An 18,405-nucleotide genomic window follows, 5' to 3' on the forward strand; every position below is an offset into this window, starting at 1 on the left:
TTCAACAATATTATTATTGATAATCTTGTTGACGAAAGGTCGCCTCGCTTGTAGCGTTCTTGCAGTTTCGGTTTGGGAGGATCAAATGAAGCAGCTTAAATACGTAGCTGCCATCGCGGCGACGCTTTGTGCAACATCTGCGAGCGCGTGGCAGGCTACAGAGGGCAAGCCCTATGCGGGGGAAACCGTTCACGTTCTAGCGGTGAAATCGAGCCAGTTCGAGGCTCAGGAGGCCCGCCTGCCTACTTTCGAGAAGGCAACCGGCATTAACGTGGTCGTCGACTATGTTCCGTTCCCCAGCATGAAAGAGGCTCTGACAACAGAGATGATTGCAGGAGGGAATTATGATGTTGTCTCAATCATGGATCAATGGGTGCCGTCGCTGAAGAACTTGGTTCAGCCGATAGGCGACGAGATCGCCAAACAGGGCGTCGATTTGTCAAATTATCCCAAGGCTTTCCTGCGTCATGGCTATTTGGACAATAAGCTTGTTGGGTTGCCGGTGCGCGGCCACGTGCAGCTACTATTTTATCGCAAGGATCTGCTCGAGAAGGCTGGTGTTGGTGTGCCGCAAACTTGGGATGACGTGGTCAGCGCCTCCAAGGCGATTCAGGACACCTCGGGTGTTAGTGGTATTGCGCTGCCATACGGGAAGCTGAACGGACAGAACCTCATGGTCTGGATCAATCTTCTGTGGGGGCACGGTGGGAAGCTGTTTGATGCAAGCGGTGCGCCAAGTTTCAATTCCGATGCGGGTGTCGCGGCCACGGAGCAATACGTTGGCTTCTTGACGAAGGACAAAATCGCTCCATCGGGTTCGGCCACCTTTGTGGAGCAGGACGCTGTTAACAGCTTCAAACAAAGCAATTCAGCGATGCTGACGACTTGGTGGTGGGTGCGTTCGCAATTGACTGACCCCGAGCAGTCCAAGGTTGCCGACGATCAACTGGGCTTTGCCCCGATGCCCTCCGTTGGAGATGCACCCCGAACAACTTTCACAAACACTTGGATATTCTCGATCACAAAGGGGACTCGCAACAAAGACGCAGCGGCCGAGTATCTTGGATGGTTGACCGATCCGGCACTAGAGCGTGACATTTTGCTCGATCCGTCTCTGAGCGAAGTTGTTGCAGTCCACTTCTCCAACATGCGCGACCCGGAAGTGAACAAGCGTTGGGGTGGCATGCATGCCGCGGCAGCAAAAACGCTGGAGACGGCAGAAGGTATGGACTTCGGTGAGAATTGGCCGCGGATATCCGAGATCTTGGAAACGACGATCTCTAGCCTGGCAAGCGGCGCAGAAACCGATACCTCGGCCGCGCTCGACCACGCAGCAGACGAGATTGCGCGGATCCGCTGAGCGCCTGCAATCTCATGGTGAGCCCTCTTCTAGGGCTCGCCTTTCCCCTGACATTGAGAGAGGCCCCCCATGCGGGATCGACCACTATCCTATTTGCTCCTGGTGCCTGCGTTCTTGATCGTTCTGGCGACCACGCTTTACCCGCTCGCCTATTCGTTCGTGATCGCGTTTCGGGAATGGGATCTTACAAAGCAAAACCGTCCCGGAACGTTTGTTGGTCTCGACAATTTCACCTATGCGTTTACTGAGCCGGGCTTTCTAAATTCGCTTTGGGTGACGACGATCTTCGTTGTGACAAGTGTTGTGCTAACCCTTTTCATCGCGATGTCGCTGGCGCTCCTACTGCGGCGCACGGGGCGCATGCATACCTTTACGCGCATCATCTTGATCTTACCTTTCGCAATGAGCCCAGCTCTGATCGGGGTTAGCTACCGCTTCATGTTTAATCCGGAATTTGGCGTGATTGCGAAAGGGCTGGGCGCAATTTTTCCTGCTCTTCAGGGCGTTCCGTGGCTGGCGAGCCCCGACCTCTCTATGGCTATTCTAGTACTGACGGATGTTTGGCACTGGTCCCCCTATATGACGTTTATGTGTCTGGGCGGGCTTGCCTCGGTGCCGCGAGAGACTGAAGAGGCCGCTCGCATCGACGGCGCATCGGGATTTCGAATCTTCTTTGGCATTGTGTTGCCGCAGATGAAGGGCGTGCTGATGGTTGTAGCGGTTCTCAAGACGATCTTTGCGCTCAAGATGTTCGATCAGGTGGTCACACTCACCGGCGGAGGGCCAGGCAACTCAACGGAAACGCTCGCCTATTTCATCTTCAACGTCGGCTTCAAATGGTACGACATGGGCTACGCTTCGGCGCTGGCCTGGATACTTACCGGAATCATGATGCTGATCTCGATCTGGTACGTCCGGATGCTGCTTAGCGAAAGAAAGGTAGCCACAGCATGAAGCGTATATTTCTTTGGTGGGGCGAGCGCGCGCTGCTCCTTTTGGTCTCGTGTATTGTGCTGTTTCCAATCCTTTGGATGTTCCTGACCGCGTTTAAACGGCCGAGGGACGCCTATTCGATCTCTCTCCACTTCAAGCCGACGCTGTCGAATTTCGTCACGGTGTTCTCGGATCCCTGGAACCTCGGAGAAATGGTGGTCAACTCGGTGACGGTCGCGGCAACGACTGTCTTGATCGCTGTACCCTGCGCGGCGCTTGCAGCATATTCGTTTTCCCGCTTCAGGGTGCGGGGTCGCAAGTTTCTCTTCTTTCTGATCCTGTCGACCCAATTCATTCCGGCCGTCGTTATCATTCTGCCCTTCTTTTTGATGTTTCGCACGCTCGGGCTTCTGGACACCCGCATTGCTCTGATCGTTGTCAACCTCGCGATTGTTACGCCCTTCGTCATCTGGATGCTCAAGGGGTTCATCGACGCGATCCCTACAGATAGCGAGGAGGCCGCACTGATTGACGGAGCCTCGCGGTTTCGTGTGATACGCGACATCGTGTTGCCAATGGCGGCACCGGGCGTACTGACCGCGACGATTTTCTGCTTCATTCTAACCTGGAACGAATTCCTTTTCGCTCTGATCCTGACACGTCGCAATGCTGTGACGTTGCCAGTAGGGCTTGTAAGTTTTCGTACGGAGCAGGGTGATCTTTGGAATTTGATGAGCGCTGCAGGCGTCATGATCACGGTGCCGATTTTTATCATGGCTCTTCTTATCCAGAAACACTTCACGCGCGGGATGACCGCAGGCGCAGTCAAATAAAAAGGGGGCCACAGATGGCCGAAGTAAAGCTTGTCGATGTTGAGAAAAGGTATGGCAGCTTTCTTGCTGTTCCAAAACAAAGCCTGACAATCGAGGAGGGGGAGTTCCTAGTGCTCCTCGGTCCCTCGGGCTGCGGTAAGACCACTACGATGCGTATGATCGCAGGTCTTGAAGAAATCACAGCAGGCGATCTCATGATCGGCGGAGAGCGCGTCAATGACAAGCCGCCGAAAGATCGCGACATTGCGATGGTATTCCAAAATTATGGGCTTTATCCGCACATGACGGTGGCCGAGAATATTGGCTATCCATTAAAACTACGTGGTTTCAACCGGCAAGCTCGAGAGGCTCGTGTCGCGGAAACTGCCGAAAAGGTGGAGCTGGGTAAACTGCTCAAGCGGCGTCCCTCGGAACTTTCAGGAGGGCAGCGTCAGCGAGTTGCCTTGGCGCGCGCTATTGTTCGAACGCCTAAATTGTTTCTGATGGATGAGCCGCTTTCGAACCTCGATGCCAAACTGCGCGTGACGATGCGCGCCGAATTGAAACATCTCCATCACGAGTTGGGCGTCACCACAGTCTACGTTACGCATGACCAGATGGAGGCGATGACGCTGGCAAGTCGGGTTGCAGTTATGCGCAAGGGCCGGATCGTGCAGCTCGACACGCCCAAGATGATCTACTCCGAACCTGCCAATCTGTTTGTCGCCAGCTTCATCGGTTCGCCGCCGATGAACCTTATCGACGGCGTCATCTCGCAGGGCACTTTCACGGCTCCGGGCGTTAACCTGCCTGTTTCAGCGGCTGATCGTGGCAATGTGGTCTTGGGAATCCGACCCGAAGAATTGGATCTTGTTCCAGCGGACGGGGAGGGGCCGTTTTCGGGCCTCCTATACGCGTTGGAGCTGACAGGAGAGTCAACATTGGTAACGCTGCGCGAGGGCACGACAGTCGTTTGTGCCCGCGGCGGGGCCGATTTTGACGCACCGATCGGTACGCGTTGCGCGCTGGTCCCGAAGGCGGGTGCGCGGCTCCATCTTTTCGACAAGGACAGCGGCGAGCGAGTCTGAAGCTGAGCGCTGGACAATTCTATACCAAGGAAGAGAACGATGACGAATCTGACCCAGAAAGACGCAGATGCGCGCATAATCAAGAATTCTGATTATGTTTCTTGCACCGTGGCTTTTATCGACTGCAAGAAGCCCGGATCTCACCTAAAGGAAAACTACTCTATCATCGGTCCTGGCGTGACCTCTTCCGATGAACAGGTGGTAAACCTTCCCGAGCCGCACGGCTTCAATATCGGCGCAGCCGCTATGCCCAACGGTATCACCAACAATCTGCATATCCATTTCACCGCCGAAGTCTTCATCGTTCAGAAAGGTGAGTGGACCTTCCGTTGGGGTTCGAACGGCGAAAATGAAATTGTCGGACGTGAAGGCGATATTGTGTCAGTTCCGACATGGATCTTCCGTGGATTTACCAATACCGGCCCCGATGACGGCTGGCTTTTCACGGCGCTTGGCGGAGATAATACTGGCGGCGTTATTTTCCACCCCGAGATCATCAATGAAGCTGCAGATTACGGGCTCTACATCTCAAGCGATAACACGCTTATAGATACCACGCGAGGCGATACCATGCCCGATGAGAGCGGTCGTATTGCGCCAATGCCAGCCGCCGATGTCGACCAGCTGCGCGAGGTCTCCCCCGAGGAGATGCGCAAGCGCGTAGTCACGCATGCTGATCGAGATTTTCGCCCCGCCTTTATCGACGCCAGGCTGCCAGGTTGTGGTGCTGAAATTGCTCCGGTCATTGGTTTCGGCCTGACCCAAAACCGCGAGCATATGTCACCGATTGCTAACCCGCATGGGTTCTCCATCGAATGGCTGCGTCTTGGAGTGCGCACGCATGTCAGTCGTTTCACCCTGAGTGACAAGATGGTGCTGATCGTTCGTTCCGGGAAGATTCGCTTAACTTTTAACGAGGGAGGGGACGTTGCCGTCGATCTGGCTGAGCGTGATACCTACTCGATTCCAGCGGGCACTGTTCGTGCTATTGAGGCGCTTGGCGACGCCCCCGCCGAAGCGCTGATTGTGATCTCGGGGGACCATCGCAAGCGTCCCGAATTCGAGCCAGACGTGATTGATGCTGCGCGCGCTATGGGTTTTGCGCTTGATGCCGGTGGTTACGTCGCAAAGGCAGCTTTGCTGCCGAGCTACAAGCGAGCAAGTTGATGCGAGAAAATACAGTAAAATCTAAAATCGCCGCGGGAGAGGCTGTGATCAACGCATGGCTTTCGATCGCTTCTAGCTATTCAGCAGAAGGGATCGGGTATTCTGGGGTGGACTCAGTCACGGTTGACCTGCAGCACGGGATGCTGAGCTTCTCAGAAGCCTTGCACATGTTGCAGGCAATCTCGGCAACCCCTGCGATTCCTTTGGTGCGCGTGCCGGACCTGAATCCGGCCACGATCATGCACCTTCTCGATGCCGGTAGCTACGGTGTGATCTGCCCGATGATTTCAACGCCGGAGGAAGCTGCAGCCCTGGTCGCGGCGTGTCGTTACCCCCCGGTTGGAACGCGGAGTTTTGGGCCCTCACGAGGATTGCTGTATGGAGGACAGGATTACGTTTCTCACGCCGATAATACCGTGATGGCGATCCCGATGATCGAGACTGCAGAAGCGGTCGAACGGATCGATCAAATACTCGAGGTTGACGGGATCGATATGATTTATCTCGGCCCGAACGATCTGGCCTACTCTTTGGATGGCCATGTCGGCTTCCCGCGCCCCAACTCTGAACTTGCCATTGAACGGGTGGTGAAAAGTGCGACGCGCAAGGGTATTCCTGTCGGGATATTCTGCGCCGATGCGCAAGAGGCCTGTAGGCGACGCGAACAAGGATGTGCGCTGGTGACGCCCGGAAATGATTTTAGTCATCTCGTTCGGAGCATGAAAAATGCAGTAGCCACCATCGGGGACGATACCTCTGCTGTCAGCAAGGTAAACCATGGCTACTGAGCTGGCATCCGAGCGGCGTTGGGTACTCCTGCCGGGCACGCTTTGCTCTGGGGAGGTCTTCGCGCCGTTCCTACACGCCCTTGGTGTCCCCGATACCCTCCGACATACCGTCGCTTTGCGGCATGCCGGCATTGATGACTATCTGCCAGACCTAAAAGCGGCCTGTGTGCCTGGCGCGATCCTTTGCGGATTTTCACTCGGGGCGATTGTTGCGGCGCATTTGGCTGATAGGCTCCCAGTAAGCGAAGTAATCTTATTCGCGCTCAACCCTCATGCTGATCCGCCCGAGAAACGACCTGAACGGTTGGCCCTCGCACGTGACGTGGTTGCAATGGGCGGTGCTGCTGCATTGGCACCACGTCTCTCAGAGTTTGCGGGCAAGAACTCTGTTCAAGCCCGAACTACGCTTTTGTCAATGGCCGACCAGACTGCGGGCGATATAGCAGCGCAGACTGAATTGGCGTCGAGCCGTCCGGGGGCCTTGGGCAGCCTTTCGCGCACACTGGTACCGGTAACGTTTTTAACCGGGACGTGTGATACGATGACGCCGCTCGATCTCGCGCAGAAAGCAGCGCGAGCTGCGCCGAAAAGTCGCGTCATCGCATTGCACGGTCTTGGTCATTTCGCGCTACTGGAAGACCCCGATAGATGCAGCCGGGCTATGACTCAGCCTGATGACGAAGACGGGGCAAATATCCTATGAGCGCGAACGTTTCGCGCGAGCACGTCAGCTGTGCATGGCAGTTTTGAAAGGGCAATAGATTATGACGGTTCTAGGCTGTATCGCGGATGACTTCACCGGAGCGACGGATCTCGCCGCGCTGCTCGCGCGCAGTGGTGTGCCGGTTTCGCTGCGTATTGGAGTGCCCAAAGAGCCGCCCGCGGCAACGGATATGGTCGAAGTGGTGGCGCTCAAAACGCGAACCGCGCCAGTCGAGGATGCGGTGGCGCAAGCTCGTGCTGCATTGCATTGGCTCCAAGAGGCAGGTGCGCAACGTTTTTTCTGGAAATACTGCTCGACATTCGACAGCACAGAAGCCGGAAACATAGGCCCGGTGGCTGAAGCGTTAATGCGCGATCTGAATACCGATCAAACGATTTACTGTCCTGCCTTTCCAGAAAACGGCCGTACGATCTTTATGGGCAATCTATTCGTGGGGCAGCAGCCTTTAGCGGAAAGCCCGATGAAGGACCATCCGCTGACTCCGATGCGCGACAGCAATCTTCTCCGTTTACTTGGCCCCCAGGTAACGCAGCCGGTCGGTCTGGTGGACCGATTGAGCGTGGCGCGGGGAGCAGAGGTGATACGTTCCGAATTAGCGGCGTTCAAGGCCTCGGGCACGACACATATAGTGATTGATGCCGTAGCCGAATCTGATCTGGAAGCGATCGCGACGGCCTGTCGGGAAATGCCCCTTCTTACGGGGGCAAGCTCGGTGGCGATGCCGCTACCGAAGTTGCTAATGGCAGATCAGATTTTGCCGCGTGAGGCGGTCAGAATCGGGCCTCTTTTGGTCCCGCCCGAAACAGTGGTGTTGTCAGGTAGTTGCTCGGCAATGACACAAAAGCAGGTGCTACACTACTTGGCGACAGGGGCAGCTGGCTTCTGCCTTGATCCGCTGGAACTGGCTGCCACTGGGGCCGAACCGGTCCTGAACTGGTTGATGGCACAGGATCTTGCCGCGGCACCGTTGGTCTATGCCACTTCCGAGCCGGCAAAAGTTAAGGCGGTTCAGGACCGGCTGGGTGTCGCAAAAGCGGGTCGCATTGTTGAAGAAACTCTTGCTGCCTGCGCGTGCGCTGCGCGTGATGCGGGCGCACGGCGGATCATCGTAGCGGGGGGCGAGACTTCTGGAGCGGTAACCAATGCTCTTGGGCTCGATCGGCTTCATATCGGGGCTGAGATCTCTGCTGGAGTGCCATGGACATACGGTCAATCAGATGGCTTTCAGATAGCGCTCGCGCTGAAATCCGGTAATTTTGGAACCGAGGCATTTTTTTCGGAGGCCCAAAGGAGGTTGGAAACAGCATGAGCGCGCAAACGCGGCTTCGCGAAAAAATTTGTCTGCTTGCCAAATCAATGTTCGATCGTGGGCTGACTGGTGGTAGTACGGGCAATATATCAGCGCGTACAGACGATGGTGGGTTGTTGGTTAGTCCTACTGGCACGAGTTTTGGCCGCCTTGACCCCGTGCGGCTGAGCCTGTTTGACGCTCAGGGCAGGTTGATTGACGGTGACGCACCCACAAAAGAGATGCCGTTGCATAGTGCTTTTTACGAAACACGCTCTAATGCGGGTGCGGTGGTACACCTTCATTCGTGCCATGCGGTTGCTTTGTCGATGCTCCCGTGCGCGGACCCCGATAATTTCCTGCCTCCGCTCACCCCTTACGCGATCATGAAACTGGGAAAGGTGACGTTGTTGCCCTACTTCATGCCGGGCGATGCCGCGATGGGTAGGGCGGTTCGGGGACTTGCCGGCAAACGATCGGCGGTAATGCTGGCCAATCATGGGCCGGTCGTTGCGGGCAAGGATGTCGAGGCTGCCTGCAATGCAATCGAGGAGCTAGAGGATACCGCGCGTCTGAGTTTGATGACGAGGGGCTTGGCGCCGCGCGGTCTAGATGCGGGCCAGATTCAGAAGCTAGTCAAAACCTTCAATGTTGAGTGGGATGCATGAAATTCTCAGCCAATCTTGGATTTCTGTGGGCGGACAAACCTTTGCCCGACGCGATACGCGCCGCGAGTGTCGCAGGTTTCGACGCGGTCGAATGTCACTGGCCTTACAACGTCGCTTCTGAAGAAGTCCGGTCCGCGCTTGACGAGACGGAATTGAAAATGCTCGGGATCAATACCGCGCGTGGAAATGTTGCCGCGGGCGATAACGGACTTTGTGCGCTTCCCGGTCGTGAAGATGAGGCAAAGGCTAGCATTGACGAGGCCATCACCTACGCGCGCGAGATTGGAGCCTCCAACGTGCATGTCATGGCTGGGTTCTCAAGTGGTCCCACCGCGCATGCAACGTTTGTAGAGGCGCTCCGCCACGCCTGCGCCGCCGCTGCGCCAAGCAATATCACCATTTTGATAGAGCCGCTTAACGGTTATGACGCGCCCGGTTATTTCCTGAAGACGACTGACCAGGCTCTAGAAATCATTCGGCAAGTTGGTGAGCGAAACCTGAAATTAATGTTCGATTGCTATCATGTGCAGTTAACTGAGGGAGATCTGACTCATCGGCTTATGGCATTGCAAGGTGACATTGGGCATATCCAATTTGCCTCTGTTCCCGACCGCGGCGCGCCCGATCATGGCGAGGTCGATTACCGTCATGTTTTCGAGCTGATTTCCAAGCTGGGGTATCACGCGGCCCTCGGGGCAGAATACAAACCTGTGGGCGAGACCGGCGAGACTCTTGGTTGGATGCGTAAGTTTCTGGGCTAAGGGCAAAAACCTGCAAGCTCAACACAGTCGACCCTTCTTGATGGCTGCCCGCTATCCTAAGCGCCATCGTGGCTGGGAATATGTACAGGGTCGAAGAGCTTCTGCCATTGAACTACATGAGCTATGCCCGAAAGTTGGTGACGGCCTGATCAGGCGGCGTCTTGAAGTTGCTTGATCCCGTCCTTGAAGGCAATGCCCTGGACGATCTCGGGCAGTCGATTGGCCCCGTCCAGCTTTCGCCATTTCGCCTGCGCCGACATCATCAGCCTGAAGGCCATGGCAAGCCCAGTTTTCCGGCTCAGGCATCCCTTGGTCTTGCCGGTGCGGTGCCGGACGGTGGCGAAGGTGCTTTCGATAGGGTTTGAGGTGCGAACGTGTTTCCAGACCTTATGATTGTGAACAGGCATGCAATTTTGACCCCGTAGCGGGGTAATAGGCATCCAAAAATGCCCCCCCTTTTGCGCACACCGACGCATCCGGTCGGTCATTCCGACAACATCCGGTCAGGTGTTCCGGATATCCGGTCACCGCGAGACGTCGCCACTGAGCGTGCTTTCTTGATGTCGCCTCTGTTTGATGCGGTCAAGCTTTTCGAGGCTCGCGATAGGGGAGCCGCGCGCGGCGCCGTGCGCGCCCCACGACGCTGGCGCGGCGTCGCGCGTGGCGGTGACGCTGTCGCGCGTCATGTTTCGTTCTTTCGCATTGAGGGGCCGTCCAAGGGCAGCCTGTGAGCGTTGTGGACGATGCGGTCGAGGATTGCATCGGCGAAGGTCGGCTCGCCGATGACGTCGTGCCAGGCGTCGACGGGCAGTTGGCTGGTGATGATGATCGATCCGTTCTGGTAGCGGTCCTCGACGATTTCCATCAGGTCCCGGCGCTGCGATGTTGTCAGCCGTTCGGGCCCCCAGTCGTCCAGGATGAGCAGGTCGGTGCGAATGATCTGGCGGAACAAGCGGGGAAACCGCCCGTCACCATGGGCGAGTTCGAGATCGGCGAACAGGCGCGACAAGCGGTGATAGAGGACGGTGCGACCGTCGCGGCAGGCCTTCTGTCCGAGCGCGCAGGCCAGCCAGGTCTTTCCGACACCGCAGGGGCCGGTGATGATCAGATTTTGCCGCTTTCCGATCCAGTCGCCGTGCGCGAGCTGGCGGAACAGGTCCCGGTCGAGTTGCCGCGGGGCGCGGTAATTGACGTCCTCGATGGCGGCGCCACCATGGCGCAACTTGGCCGCGCGCATCCGGCTCTGGTAGCGCTTCGTGCTGCGGTTCGCGGCCTCGCGGTCGATCAGAAGGCCCAGCCATTCGGCATGGCTGAGCTCGGTGGCATCGTCTTGCCGCTGCAACTCGGCGAAGGCCTCCGCCATGCCATCGAGCTTGAGGGCACGCAGGTGGTTCAGGGTGGGATGGTCGAGCATTCGGATGTCTCCTTCTCAGTGGAAATAGCTGGCGCCGCGGATATTGGGATGGGTGATCGCCGGGCCCTCCGCGGGGGTCTCTGGCCGTCGGCGATGCAGGTTGTTCCGGAGGATTGATTTGACCGAGCTGTAAGACAGGCCGCCAATCTCGCCAGCACGTAGGCAGGCGGCTTCAAGGGCGTCCCGGCCATGGGGCTTGGCGAGGCGCACGATCCCGATGCAGGCGCGGAAGCCTTGCTCGGGATGGGGTTTGGCGCGCAGGATCAGATCCACCAGGGTCGCCGTGTTGGGACCGATCTTCTCGGCCATGCGCCGCAGTTCGGCGGGGGTAAGCCCGGCATATCGGCGATGGCTGGCGGGCATGTGCGCGGCCACGGTCGTATGCTTGCGGTTCCCGGACGTCCGGACATGGGATGCCACGCGCTGTCCTTCATGGAAGATCTCGACGGTCCGGGCCGTGATCCGAGCCCAGAGCGTCTTCTTCAGGAGTTGGTGGGGCACGGAGTAGTAGTGCTTATGAACCTCGACATGGTAATCGAGGCCGACCCGCCGCTCGACCCAGTCGGCATACTCGTAGGGGGCCGCGGGCAACGGCCGGAGCGCGGGCTGGTCGGGCTGTTCGAACAGATCCCGGCGGCTGGCGCCCAGGTGCCGGGTCACCTTGCCGTTCAGTCCCGGCAGCAGATCGCGGATCGCCGCGTTCACTTCGCCCAGAGAAAAGAACCGCCGTTTGCGCAGCCGCGCGATGATCCAGCGCTGGACGACAAGAACGCCGACCTCGGCCTTCGCTTTGTCGCGAGGCTTGTAGGGACGCGCCGGCAGGATCGCCGTGCCGTAATGAGCGGCCATCTCGGCATAGGTGCGGTTGATCTGCGGCTCATGAAAGCAGGCCTTGGTCACACCAGCCTTGAGATTATCCGAGACGATCTGCTCGGGCACACCGCCGAAGAAGGCCAGCATGCGAACATGCGCGCCGATCCAGTCCGGCAGGCTCTGGGTCCAGGTCGCCTCGACATAGGTATAGTTCGAGGCCCCCAGGACCCCGACGAAGATTTGCGCCACGCGGATCGCGCCGGTCTCGCCATCGATCACCTCGATGGTATCGCCGGAATAGTCGACGAACACGCGCTCGCCAGCCGCATGGTGCTGGCGCATGGTGGGCGACAGGCGACCTTCCCAGCGACGGTAGAGGTCGCAGAACCGACTGTATCCATAGCCATCGTCCGGATGGGCGGCGCGATACTCCTCCCAGATCAGCGACAGCGTGACCCCCTTGCGGCGGAGTTGCCGATGAACCGCAGCCCAATCCGGCTGCGCTAATCCTCGGCGCGTTTGGCCGCCCGGCGGTGCAAACAGCCGTCGTTCCAGCGCGGCTTCGTCGAGCCCGTCCGGGAGCGGCCAACACAGTCCGGCCCGTTCCGCCCGCTTGAGATACTCGCTGATCGTCGACTGCCCGACGTTCAGGCTCCTCGCGATCTTCCGCGTCGACAATCCGGTGGCCCTCAGGCGAAGGGCTTCTGAAATTTTGCGCATTGGCAATCGTCTCATTCTGGGGCTCCTTGCTCGTCCTCGATGACGGCAAGGCTACCCTGCTGCACGATCGCCCAGCAGCCGGTCTCACAACTCGAAACCGGGATGATCGGATACCCCGGAACACCTGACCGGATGTTGTCGGAATGACCGACCGGATGCGTCGGTGTGCGCAGGCTGCCCACCGAGCTGTTCATCGCCTCGATTATCGTCTCGAAGTTCGGTGACCACCTGCCGTTTTATCGGCAGGCCGAGATCTTCAAGCGGCAAGGGATCGATCTGGACCGCGGCACACTCGGCAACTGGGTTGGGCGCGCCTGTTTCCACCTGATACCCGTCATCAACCACATGCGTGCCAATCTGCGTGGCGCCGACCGTATCTTCGTGGATGAAACTCGCGCGCCAGTGCTGAAACCGGGCCTGAAACGCACCAAGAGCGGCTTCTTCTGGGCCGTCGTGTCCGATGATCGCGGCCATGGCGGTGCCGACCCACCCATCGTGCTGTTCCACTACGCCCCCGGCCGGGGCAAGGCGCATCCACTGAACTTCCTCGCCGGATACCGCGGCCGCTTCCTGCAGTGCGATGCCTACCAGTCCTACAACGCGATGACCGAAATCGCGCGCGACAATGGCCCGTGGCAACTGGTCTATTGCTGGACGCATGTCCGCCGCCGCTTCGTGAAACGCTTCGAGAGCGACGGCTCGCCCATCGCCGAGGAAATGCTGCGCCAGATCGCGCTGCTTTATCAGATTGAAAAGTCCGTGCGGGGCAAGGAGGCGGCTGCGCGCCTCGCTGCCCGGCGTGAACATGCGGTCCCGATCATTGCAGCGCTGAAACCCTGGCTGGAAGCCCAGCTCTCGCGCATACCGCAGAAATCCCAACTCGCCGAAGACATCCGCTACACCTTGGCGCACTGGCCCGGACTGATCCGCTTCCTCGAGGACGGCACGCTTGAGCTCGACACCAACCCGGTCGAGAACCAGATCCGCCCGATCGCCCTGACGAGAAAAAATGCGCTGTTCGCCGGGAGCGAAATCGGTGCGGAAAACTGGGCCATGCTCGCCTCGCTGGTCGCTACCTGCAAGATGTCCGACGTGAACCCGGTCGACTACATCGCCGCCACCCTGCGCGCCATCCTCGATGGCCACCCGCAAAGCGGTATCGAAGACCTGATGCCATGGCGATTCAATCAGCCGTCAAGCCTCGCCGCATAGGGTGAGGCCGTAGCGCTTACGGCACTCGCACATCACGAAAGCTTCCAATTCCTGCAATCGCGAACGGGTGTTTTTCCACAGAATCGGCGGGAAGCGGTCATTCGCTGCACCTATCGCGGACGTCCGCTCAGCGGGTGGCGAATGAGCGTTCATTTGTTGCACAGGCGGTGTTATGCCCCCGGCTCGAGAAATTGTTCGATCGATTTTCGATACGCCGATAATAACTGGCGATGGCCCAAGGCACCGTCACGCAATCTCGAACGAATCTTCCCTTTCCGCAATGTCTAGGAGCGGTTTTGCATTCCGAAAAGATCGTCCTCTGCAACTGCATCCAGAGCGCGAAACCCGTCCCGATCAGTCTTCCCTAGCAAGCTCTTCTGCTCGGGCACGCGCCGCAGCGACGCCCCGTCGGCACAAGGCGGACAGCCCAACCTCGGCTTCGAACACGGCAAGCCCCGCCTCCGTTGTGCCGGCCTTGCTTGTAACTGCCCGCTTCAGTTCCAGCGCAGAACGTGCATCGGAATGCAAGAGTTCTGCCGCACCAAGCAGCGTTTGACGTACCAAAGTGTCAGCGAGATCACCCGGCAGCCCCTCGGCCCGGGCAGCCTCTGTAATGTAGTGTGCAAAGGCAAATATGTAACCGGGTCCACTGCCTGCAACCGCTGTGACGCTGTCGATCTGATCCTCGCTTTCGAGCCATTCGAACCGGCCCGAGCCCTCGAAGATATCTGATACCAATGCCTTGTCCGCTTCGGAGACAGCTTTCCCGGCAACACCTACTGTCATGCCGCGCGCTACAAGCGCGGGCAGGTTCGGCATCGTGCGCACGGCCCGGTCGGTGCCGAGCTTGACCTGCATCCTGTCCAGCGTCACGCCTGCCATGATAGAGATAAGCGTACCGCAGTTCTTGGGTAGAGAGGATCCGGGCAACGCATGGAATTGCTGCGGCTTGATCGCGAGTATGGTTGCGTCGAAAGTTTCATCGGTGACATCCTGCAGCGCTCCGTAAAATTCGGCCCCGCTGGCAGGCAAGAGACCACGAGCGCGCTCGGGATTACGATCGACGACGGTAATTTTGGTGGCAGGTCGCTTGCGCAACGCACCGGCTGCAATTGCTGCTCCCATGTTGCCACAGCCAATAAAAAGAAGTCGCACAAGAAGGTCCTTTCAGTGTCGCGCCGGGTAGAGACGCTTGTTCGTTTCGTCGGCATAGCGCCGGAGGCAGTAATGCTCGTTGAGCGTGCCGAGCACCTGCATATCGTTGGACACCACCGCGAGCGTGTCAGCCTCGTTTCGGGCAAAGGCGTCGATCGCGTCTCGCACGGTCTGTTCGGGCCGCAGCCAGGCGGATTTGTGCCGTGCGATGCTCGCCACACGCTCCTTTGGATCTTGGCCGTCCGAGTGCAGATCGGTCATTTGGCACATACCTGCGTAACTGTCTGTTTGGTCCAACAGCGGAACCGTCTTGGTCGATCCGAGTGGGAAGCGCCGCCGCGCCTCGGCGATGGTCGCGGTCGTAGGCATCGTGTTCGGGCTACGCCGCATAAGGCGGCCGACTGAGAGATCACGGATCCAACCGACGTCGGTGGCCGAGCGGATCGTTTCTCCACGCAGGTGGAAGCGCCAAGTGGAGAAGCTAAAGCCGAAGAACTGCCGAACAATCGAAGTTGAAAGCAGCGCCGAAAAGAGCACCGCGAGCGCGAGTGGGAGGCTCTGGGTCATTTCAAGGGCGAGGAAACTCATCGCCATTGGCGCCCCGATGATCGAGGTGGCGAGCGCGCACATGCCGACCACGGCAAAAACAACGATTGGAACCTGCAGGCCGAAGGCCAGCATCCAGCCGATAGCGAAGACCTTGCCCAGGATGGCGCCTAGCAGTAGTGAGGCAAAGAAGAGGCCTCCGCGAAAGCCTGAGCCCAGCGAAACGATCGAGGCCACGATCTTCAGGCCGAAAAGCGCCAGCAGTGCCCAGACCGTCATGTTGGTTCCCAGCACTAAGGTCATCGCGCCATGGCCGGAGGACAGCACCTGAGGTGAGGTCAGGGCGAGGACGCCGACCACCAGCCCGCCGATAATTGGCTGCCCCCATCCGGGGATCGGACTTTTGCCAAAGACGTGCTCCATCATCGCCACCGAGCGCATGATGACAATGCCGACGCCAGCGGACAGCACTGCCAGCAGGGCAATGGGCAGGTATCCCTCCACAGGGATCTCGCCAGCAAAGAAGAGGTTTGGCCCATGACTGTTGCTGATCAATCTAGTAATGGAAGTTGCCGCTATGGATGCTGCCAGCACCGGCAGCAGCGCTGCCACGTTATAGGTAGCCAGCACCAACTCGAAGGCGTAGAATGCCCCGGCCAGCGGTGCGTCGAAGGCCGCAGCGATGGCGCCACCGGCACCCGCAGCAACGAGTTGGCGTAATTCCTCGCGCCGTAAGCGTAAACGTTGCCCCAGCCAGGAGCTGCCACCTGAGGCTACCTGCGTATAGGCCGCCTCCATGCCCACCGAGCCGCCAAAACCACTCGACAGGACGGTTTGGGCAGAGATGTACAGGCTGCCAAGAATGCTGAGCTTGCCGCCGCCGACCGCGTTCGCCTCGATCGGGTCGGCGACACGGCGGAACCAGCGCCTGCCGATAAGGTAGCTCAACCCGACGAGCACCCCGCCGATGACCGGCCCGGCAAGCCTCCGCAGGGGGGCGAGCGTGTCAGCCCCGCTTACGGGAGTCTCAGAGCCGAATATCCAGAGCCCCATCAGCTGGATCAGCTCCTGCATCCCGACCACCGCGAGCCCCGAAAAGAGCCCAACGATGGCCGCGAGTGCAGTATAGGCTATTTCATTGCGCCGGATCAGTGTTCGCAGCCGGAAAGGGGCGAAAAGTCGGCGCAGGACTGACCGCCTGCGAAAAAGGCGCAAGCGATCTGCCATCACTAGCCTTCAATATAGGCTTGGTAGAGTTCGTTCATTCTGGCCGTTTTCGGTCCAGGCTTGCCCGTGCCGATGGGACGACCGTCAATGCTGGCCACGGGGGTGATGCCACCGAGCGTTCCGGTGCAGAAGGCCTCGTCTGCAGAGTAGGTTTCCGCCAGTGTGAAGGGGGCTTCTCTTACCGTGAGCCCTGCATCTTTCCAGACCTTGATGGCTTTTTTGCGCGTGATGCCGTTGAAACAAGTCAAACCATCTGAAGTCCAAAGTTCCTCACCACGGATGATGAAGAAGTTTGTCGAGTTACAAGACGCCACGAACCCGCGATCGTCCAGCATAAGCGCCTCGTCGGCACCCATGTTGATCGCCTGGATCAGCGCCTGGATAAAGTTGAGTCGGCTGTGCGAGTTCAGACGCAGGTCGAAGACGTCCGGTGTCGAACAGCGAATCGTCGAGGTCATCAACTTGAGCCCCTTGGCCTTAAGCTCGGGGTTGGGCTGCTTCCATTCGGCGACAATGACGATCGTGGCACCGCCGACGATGAAGCGCGGATCCTGGTTCGGTGTCGACTTGCGCCCACGCGAAATCATCATGCGGATGTGGACGCCATCTTCCATCCGGTTGTGGCGCAGGCACTTCCAGATTTCCTCGACGAGGCCGGCCTTGTCGTAACCGATGTCGAGCTGGATCGAGCGCGCGCCCTCGAAGATGCGGTCGATGTGTTCATCGATGGCAAGAAGCTTGCCGTTTATCAGGCGAATGCCTTCCCAGACGCCGTCGCCAAGCACGAAACCCGCGTCGAAGATCGAGACCTTGGCCTCGTCTCGGCTGAAGAATTCACCGTTCACGTAAATTTCCACGGCGTCATTGCGCGGGTCTTTCACGTAGCTTTGAGAAGAGGAATTGCTGAGGGGGGTCATAGTCTTACCTTGAAGTCAGGGATGTTCAGAATGCGAATTCGCCGAAACGACGCAGGAAGTCCTGGGTGCGCGCCTGCTTGGGGTGCTTGAGGACCTCGTCCGGGGTGCCGACCTCGTGAAAGACGCCCTCTGCGAGAAAAATCACTTTGGTAGCGAAGTGATAGGCGAAGCCAAGTTCATGGGTGACGAGGAGCATGGTGCGCCCCTCTTCGGCCAGCTGCTTGATGACACGCAAAACCTCACCCACCAGTTCGGGATCGAGTGAGGAGGTTGGTTCATCGAACAGAAGGATCTCGGGCTGCATCGACAGCGCGCGAGCGATTGCGACGCGTTGCTGCTGACCGCCGGAGAGGAGCCCAGGCCAGGCATCGTGCTTTTCCGACAGGCCGACCTTGGCGAGCTCAGCTTCGGCGGTCTTGCGGGCTTCGGCCTTTGACATACCCTTCACCGTCACCAGACCCTCCATTACGTTGTCGAGAACGCTCATGTGAGGGAAAAGATTGAACTGCTGGAAAACCATCCCGAGCCTTTCGCGCACTTGGCAAAGCTGCTTCTCAGGATAGGTGACGGTGCCTTTCTTCTCGACACCGATGCGAGTTCCGTCTAGCCAGATCTCGCCCTCGCTCAGCGTTTCCATGAAATTCATACATCGCAGGAAGGTGGACTTTCCGGAGCCAGAGCCGCCGATGATCGCGATGCGCTCGCCCGGCTCGACGGTAAAATCGATTCCCTTGAGCACGTGGTGGTCGCCGAACCGCTTGTGCAGCCCCTTAATTTCTAGAATGGGTTTGCCGGTCATGAGAGTTCCTTTC

The 18,405-nt window shown here is 58.6% G+C and carries 17 protein-coding genes and 2 pseudogenes; 11 read left to right on the forward strand and 8 right to left on the reverse strand.

What is annotated here, in order from left to right; translation table 11 throughout:
* The first annotated feature begins 85 nt into the window (after window positions 1-85).
* The 10 genes from AKL02_RS20865 (at window position 86) to AKL02_RS20910 (ending at window position 9,589) form a co-directional block, all read left to right on the forward strand.
* Window positions 86-1,360: an ABC transporter substrate-binding protein gene (locus AKL02_RS20865; protein WP_083080173.1), complete on the forward strand. Its 1,275-nt coding sequence runs from the start codon at window positions 86-88 to the stop codon at window positions 1,358-1,360.
* 69 nt (window positions 1,361-1,429) lie between these two features.
* A complete protein-coding gene (locus AKL02_RS20870; RefSeq protein ID WP_083080170.1) occupies window positions 1,430-2,314 on the forward strand; it encodes a carbohydrate ABC transporter permease in 885 nt (294 codons plus the stop codon).
* A complete protein-coding gene (locus AKL02_RS20875; protein ID WP_083080168.1) occupies window positions 2,311-3,126 on the forward strand; it encodes a carbohydrate ABC transporter permease in 816 nt (271 codons plus the stop codon). Before AKL02_RS20870 ends, AKL02_RS20875 begins: the two co-directional genes overlap by 4 nt.
* 14 nt (window positions 3,127-3,140) lie before the next feature.
* A complete protein-coding gene (locus AKL02_RS20880) occupies window positions 3,141-4,193 on the forward strand; it encodes an ABC transporter ATP-binding protein (protein WP_083080165.1) in 1,053 nt (350 codons plus the stop codon).
* A 39-nt stretch (window positions 4,194-4,232) separates the two neighbouring features.
* The gene (locus AKL02_RS20885; RefSeq protein ID WP_083080162.1) at window positions 4,233-5,360 is read left to right on the forward strand and encodes a cupin domain-containing protein; all 1,128 of its coding nucleotides are present in this window, start codon (window positions 4,233-4,235) and stop codon (window positions 5,358-5,360) included.
* A 44-nt stretch (window positions 5,361-5,404) separates the two neighbouring features.
* Window positions 5,405-6,148, forward strand: coding sequence for an HpcH/HpaI aldolase family protein (locus AKL02_RS20890; RefSeq protein WP_232621811.1), 744 nt, complete (start codon window positions 5,405-5,407; stop codon window positions 6,146-6,148).
* Complete coding sequence (locus AKL02_RS20895) at window positions 6,138-6,851, forward strand: alpha/beta fold hydrolase (protein WP_083080156.1); 714 nt, start codon at window positions 6,138-6,140, stop codon at window positions 6,849-6,851. The genes AKL02_RS20890 and AKL02_RS20895 overlap by 11 nt, the downstream gene beginning before the upstream one ends.
* Window positions 6,852-6,909: 58 nt before the next feature.
* Complete coding sequence (gene otnK, locus AKL02_RS20900) at window positions 6,910-8,181, forward strand: 3-oxo-tetronate kinase (RefSeq protein WP_083080153.1); 1,272 nt, start codon at window positions 6,910-6,912, stop codon at window positions 8,179-8,181.
* Window positions 8,178-8,828 carry a 3-oxo-tetronate 4-phosphate decarboxylase gene (otnC, locus tag AKL02_RS20905; RefSeq protein WP_083080150.1) on the forward strand — a complete coding sequence of 217 codons (651 nt, stop codon included), beginning with the start codon at window positions 8,178-8,180 and terminating at the stop codon, window positions 8,826-8,828. The genes otnK and otnC overlap by 4 nt, the downstream gene beginning before the upstream one ends.
* Window positions 8,825-9,589, forward strand: coding sequence for a hydroxypyruvate isomerase family protein (locus tag AKL02_RS20910; RefSeq protein ID WP_083080147.1), 765 nt, complete (start codon window positions 8,825-8,827; stop codon window positions 9,587-9,589). Before otnC ends, AKL02_RS20910 begins: the two co-directional genes overlap by 4 nt.
* A gap of 149 nt (window positions 9,590-9,738) precedes the next feature.
* Here the strand turns inward: AKL02_RS20910 and AKL02_RS20915 are convergent.
* From AKL02_RS20915 to istA, 4 genes and pseudogenes are all read right to left on the reverse strand, one after another.
* Window positions 9,739-9,972: pseudogene (locus AKL02_RS20915) on the reverse strand (IS256 family transposase); the annotation flags it as partial.
* Window positions 9,973-10,113: 141 nt separating this feature from the next.
* The gene (locus AKL02_RS20920; protein ID WP_165757059.1) at window positions 10,114-10,275 is read right to left on the reverse strand and encodes a hypothetical protein; all 162 of its coding nucleotides are present in this window, start codon (window positions 10,273-10,275) and stop codon (window positions 10,114-10,116) included.
* On the reverse strand, window positions 10,272-11,003 hold the full coding sequence (gene istB / locus AKL02_RS20925) for an IS21-like element helper ATPase IstB (RefSeq protein ID WP_083080144.1): 732 nt from the start codon (window positions 11,001-11,003) through the stop codon (window positions 10,272-10,274). The genes AKL02_RS20920 and istB overlap by 4 nt, the downstream gene beginning before the upstream one ends.
* 15 nt (window positions 11,004-11,018) lie before the next feature.
* Window positions 11,019-12,551: an IS21 family transposase gene (gene istA, locus AKL02_RS20930; protein ID WP_083080141.1), complete on the reverse strand. Its 1,533-nt coding sequence runs from the start codon at window positions 12,549-12,551 to the stop codon at window positions 11,019-11,021.
* 159 nt (window positions 12,552-12,710) lie between these two features.
* Between istA and tnpC the strand changes: the two are divergent.
* Window positions 12,711-13,748: pseudogene (gene tnpC / locus AKL02_RS20935) on the forward strand (IS66 family transposase); the annotation flags it as partial.
* 354 nt (window positions 13,749-14,102) lie between these two features.
* Here tnpC and proC read toward each other — a convergent pair.
* The 4 genes from proC to AKL02_RS20955 are packed head-to-tail and all read right to left on the reverse strand — an operon-like array spanning window position 14,103 to window position 18,392.
* Window positions 14,103-14,903 (reverse strand): pyrroline-5-carboxylate reductase, encoded by an 801-nt coding sequence (proC, locus tag AKL02_RS20940; RefSeq protein WP_133052016.1) that lies wholly within the window; start codon window positions 14,901-14,903, stop codon window positions 14,103-14,105.
* A gap of 12 nt (window positions 14,904-14,915) precedes the next feature.
* The gene (locus AKL02_RS20945) at window positions 14,916-16,676 is read right to left on the reverse strand and encodes a chloride channel protein (RefSeq protein ID WP_083080135.1); all 1,761 of its coding nucleotides are present in this window, start codon (window positions 16,674-16,676) and stop codon (window positions 14,916-14,918) included.
* A gap of 2 nt (window positions 16,677-16,678) precedes the next feature.
* Complete coding sequence (locus tag AKL02_RS20950; protein WP_083080132.1) at window positions 16,679-17,593, reverse strand: aminotransferase class IV; 915 nt, start codon at window positions 17,591-17,593, stop codon at window positions 16,679-16,681.
* A 25-nt stretch (window positions 17,594-17,618) separates the two neighbouring features.
* Window positions 17,619-18,392, reverse strand: coding sequence for an amino acid ABC transporter ATP-binding protein (locus tag AKL02_RS20955; RefSeq protein ID WP_083080129.1), 774 nt, complete (start codon window positions 18,390-18,392; stop codon window positions 17,619-17,621).
* Between the last annotated feature and the right edge of the window lie 13 nt (window positions 18,393-18,405).

Source organism: Thioclava electrotropha (assembly GCF_002085925.2).
Lineage (GTDB): Bacteria > Pseudomonadota > Alphaproteobacteria > Rhodobacterales > Rhodobacteraceae > Thioclava > Thioclava electrotropha.

Bases quoted from the DNA above. Each gene is read 5' to 3' on its own strand.
- AKL02_RS20950 (WP_083080132.1), bottom strand. From the start codon at position 17,593: ATGACCCCCCTCAGCAATTCCTCTTCTCAAAGCTACGTGAAAGACCCG.
- AKL02_RS20945 (WP_083080135.1), bottom strand. From the start codon at position 16,676: ATGGCAGATCGCTTGCGCCTTTTTCGCAGGCGGTCAGTCCTGCGCCGA.
- AKL02_RS20920 (WP_165757059.1), bottom strand. From the start codon at position 10,275: ATGACGCGCGACAGCGTCACCGCCACGCGCGACGCCGCGCCAGCGTCG.
- istB (WP_083080144.1), bottom strand. From the start codon at position 11,003: ATGCTCGACCATCCCACCCTGAACCACCTGCGTGCCCTCAAGCTCGAT.
- AKL02_RS20885 (WP_083080162.1), top strand. From the start codon at position 4,233: ATGACGAATCTGACCCAGAAAGACGCAGATGCGCGCATAATCAAGAAT.
- otnC (WP_083080150.1), top strand. From the start codon at position 8,178: ATGAGCGCGCAAACGCGGCTTCGCGAAAAAATTTGTCTGCTTGCCAAA.
- AKL02_RS20910 (WP_083080147.1), top strand. From the start codon at position 8,825: ATGAAATTCTCAGCCAATCTTGGATTTCTGTGGGCGGACAAACCTTTG.
- AKL02_RS20955 (WP_083080129.1), bottom strand. From the start codon at position 18,392: ATGACCGGCAAACCCATTCTAGAAATTAAGGGGCTGCACAAGCGGTTC.
- AKL02_RS20870 (WP_083080170.1), top strand. From the start codon at position 1,430: ATGCGGGATCGACCACTATCCTATTTGCTCCTGGTGCCTGCGTTCTTG.
- istA (WP_083080141.1), bottom strand. From the start codon at position 12,551: ATGAGACGATTGCCAATGCGCAAAATTTCAGAAGCCCTTCGCCTGAGG.
- AKL02_RS20895 (WP_083080156.1), top strand. From the start codon at position 6,138: ATGGCTACTGAGCTGGCATCCGAGCGGCGTTGGGTACTCCTGCCGGGC.
- AKL02_RS20875 (WP_083080168.1), top strand. From the start codon at position 2,311: ATGAAGCGTATATTTCTTTGGTGGGGCGAGCGCGCGCTGCTCCTTTTG.
- AKL02_RS20865 (WP_083080173.1), top strand. From the start codon at position 86: ATGAAGCAGCTTAAATACGTAGCTGCCATCGCGGCGACGCTTTGTGCA.
- AKL02_RS20880 (WP_083080165.1), top strand. From the start codon at position 3,141: ATGGCCGAAGTAAAGCTTGTCGATGTTGAGAAAAGGTATGGCAGCTTT.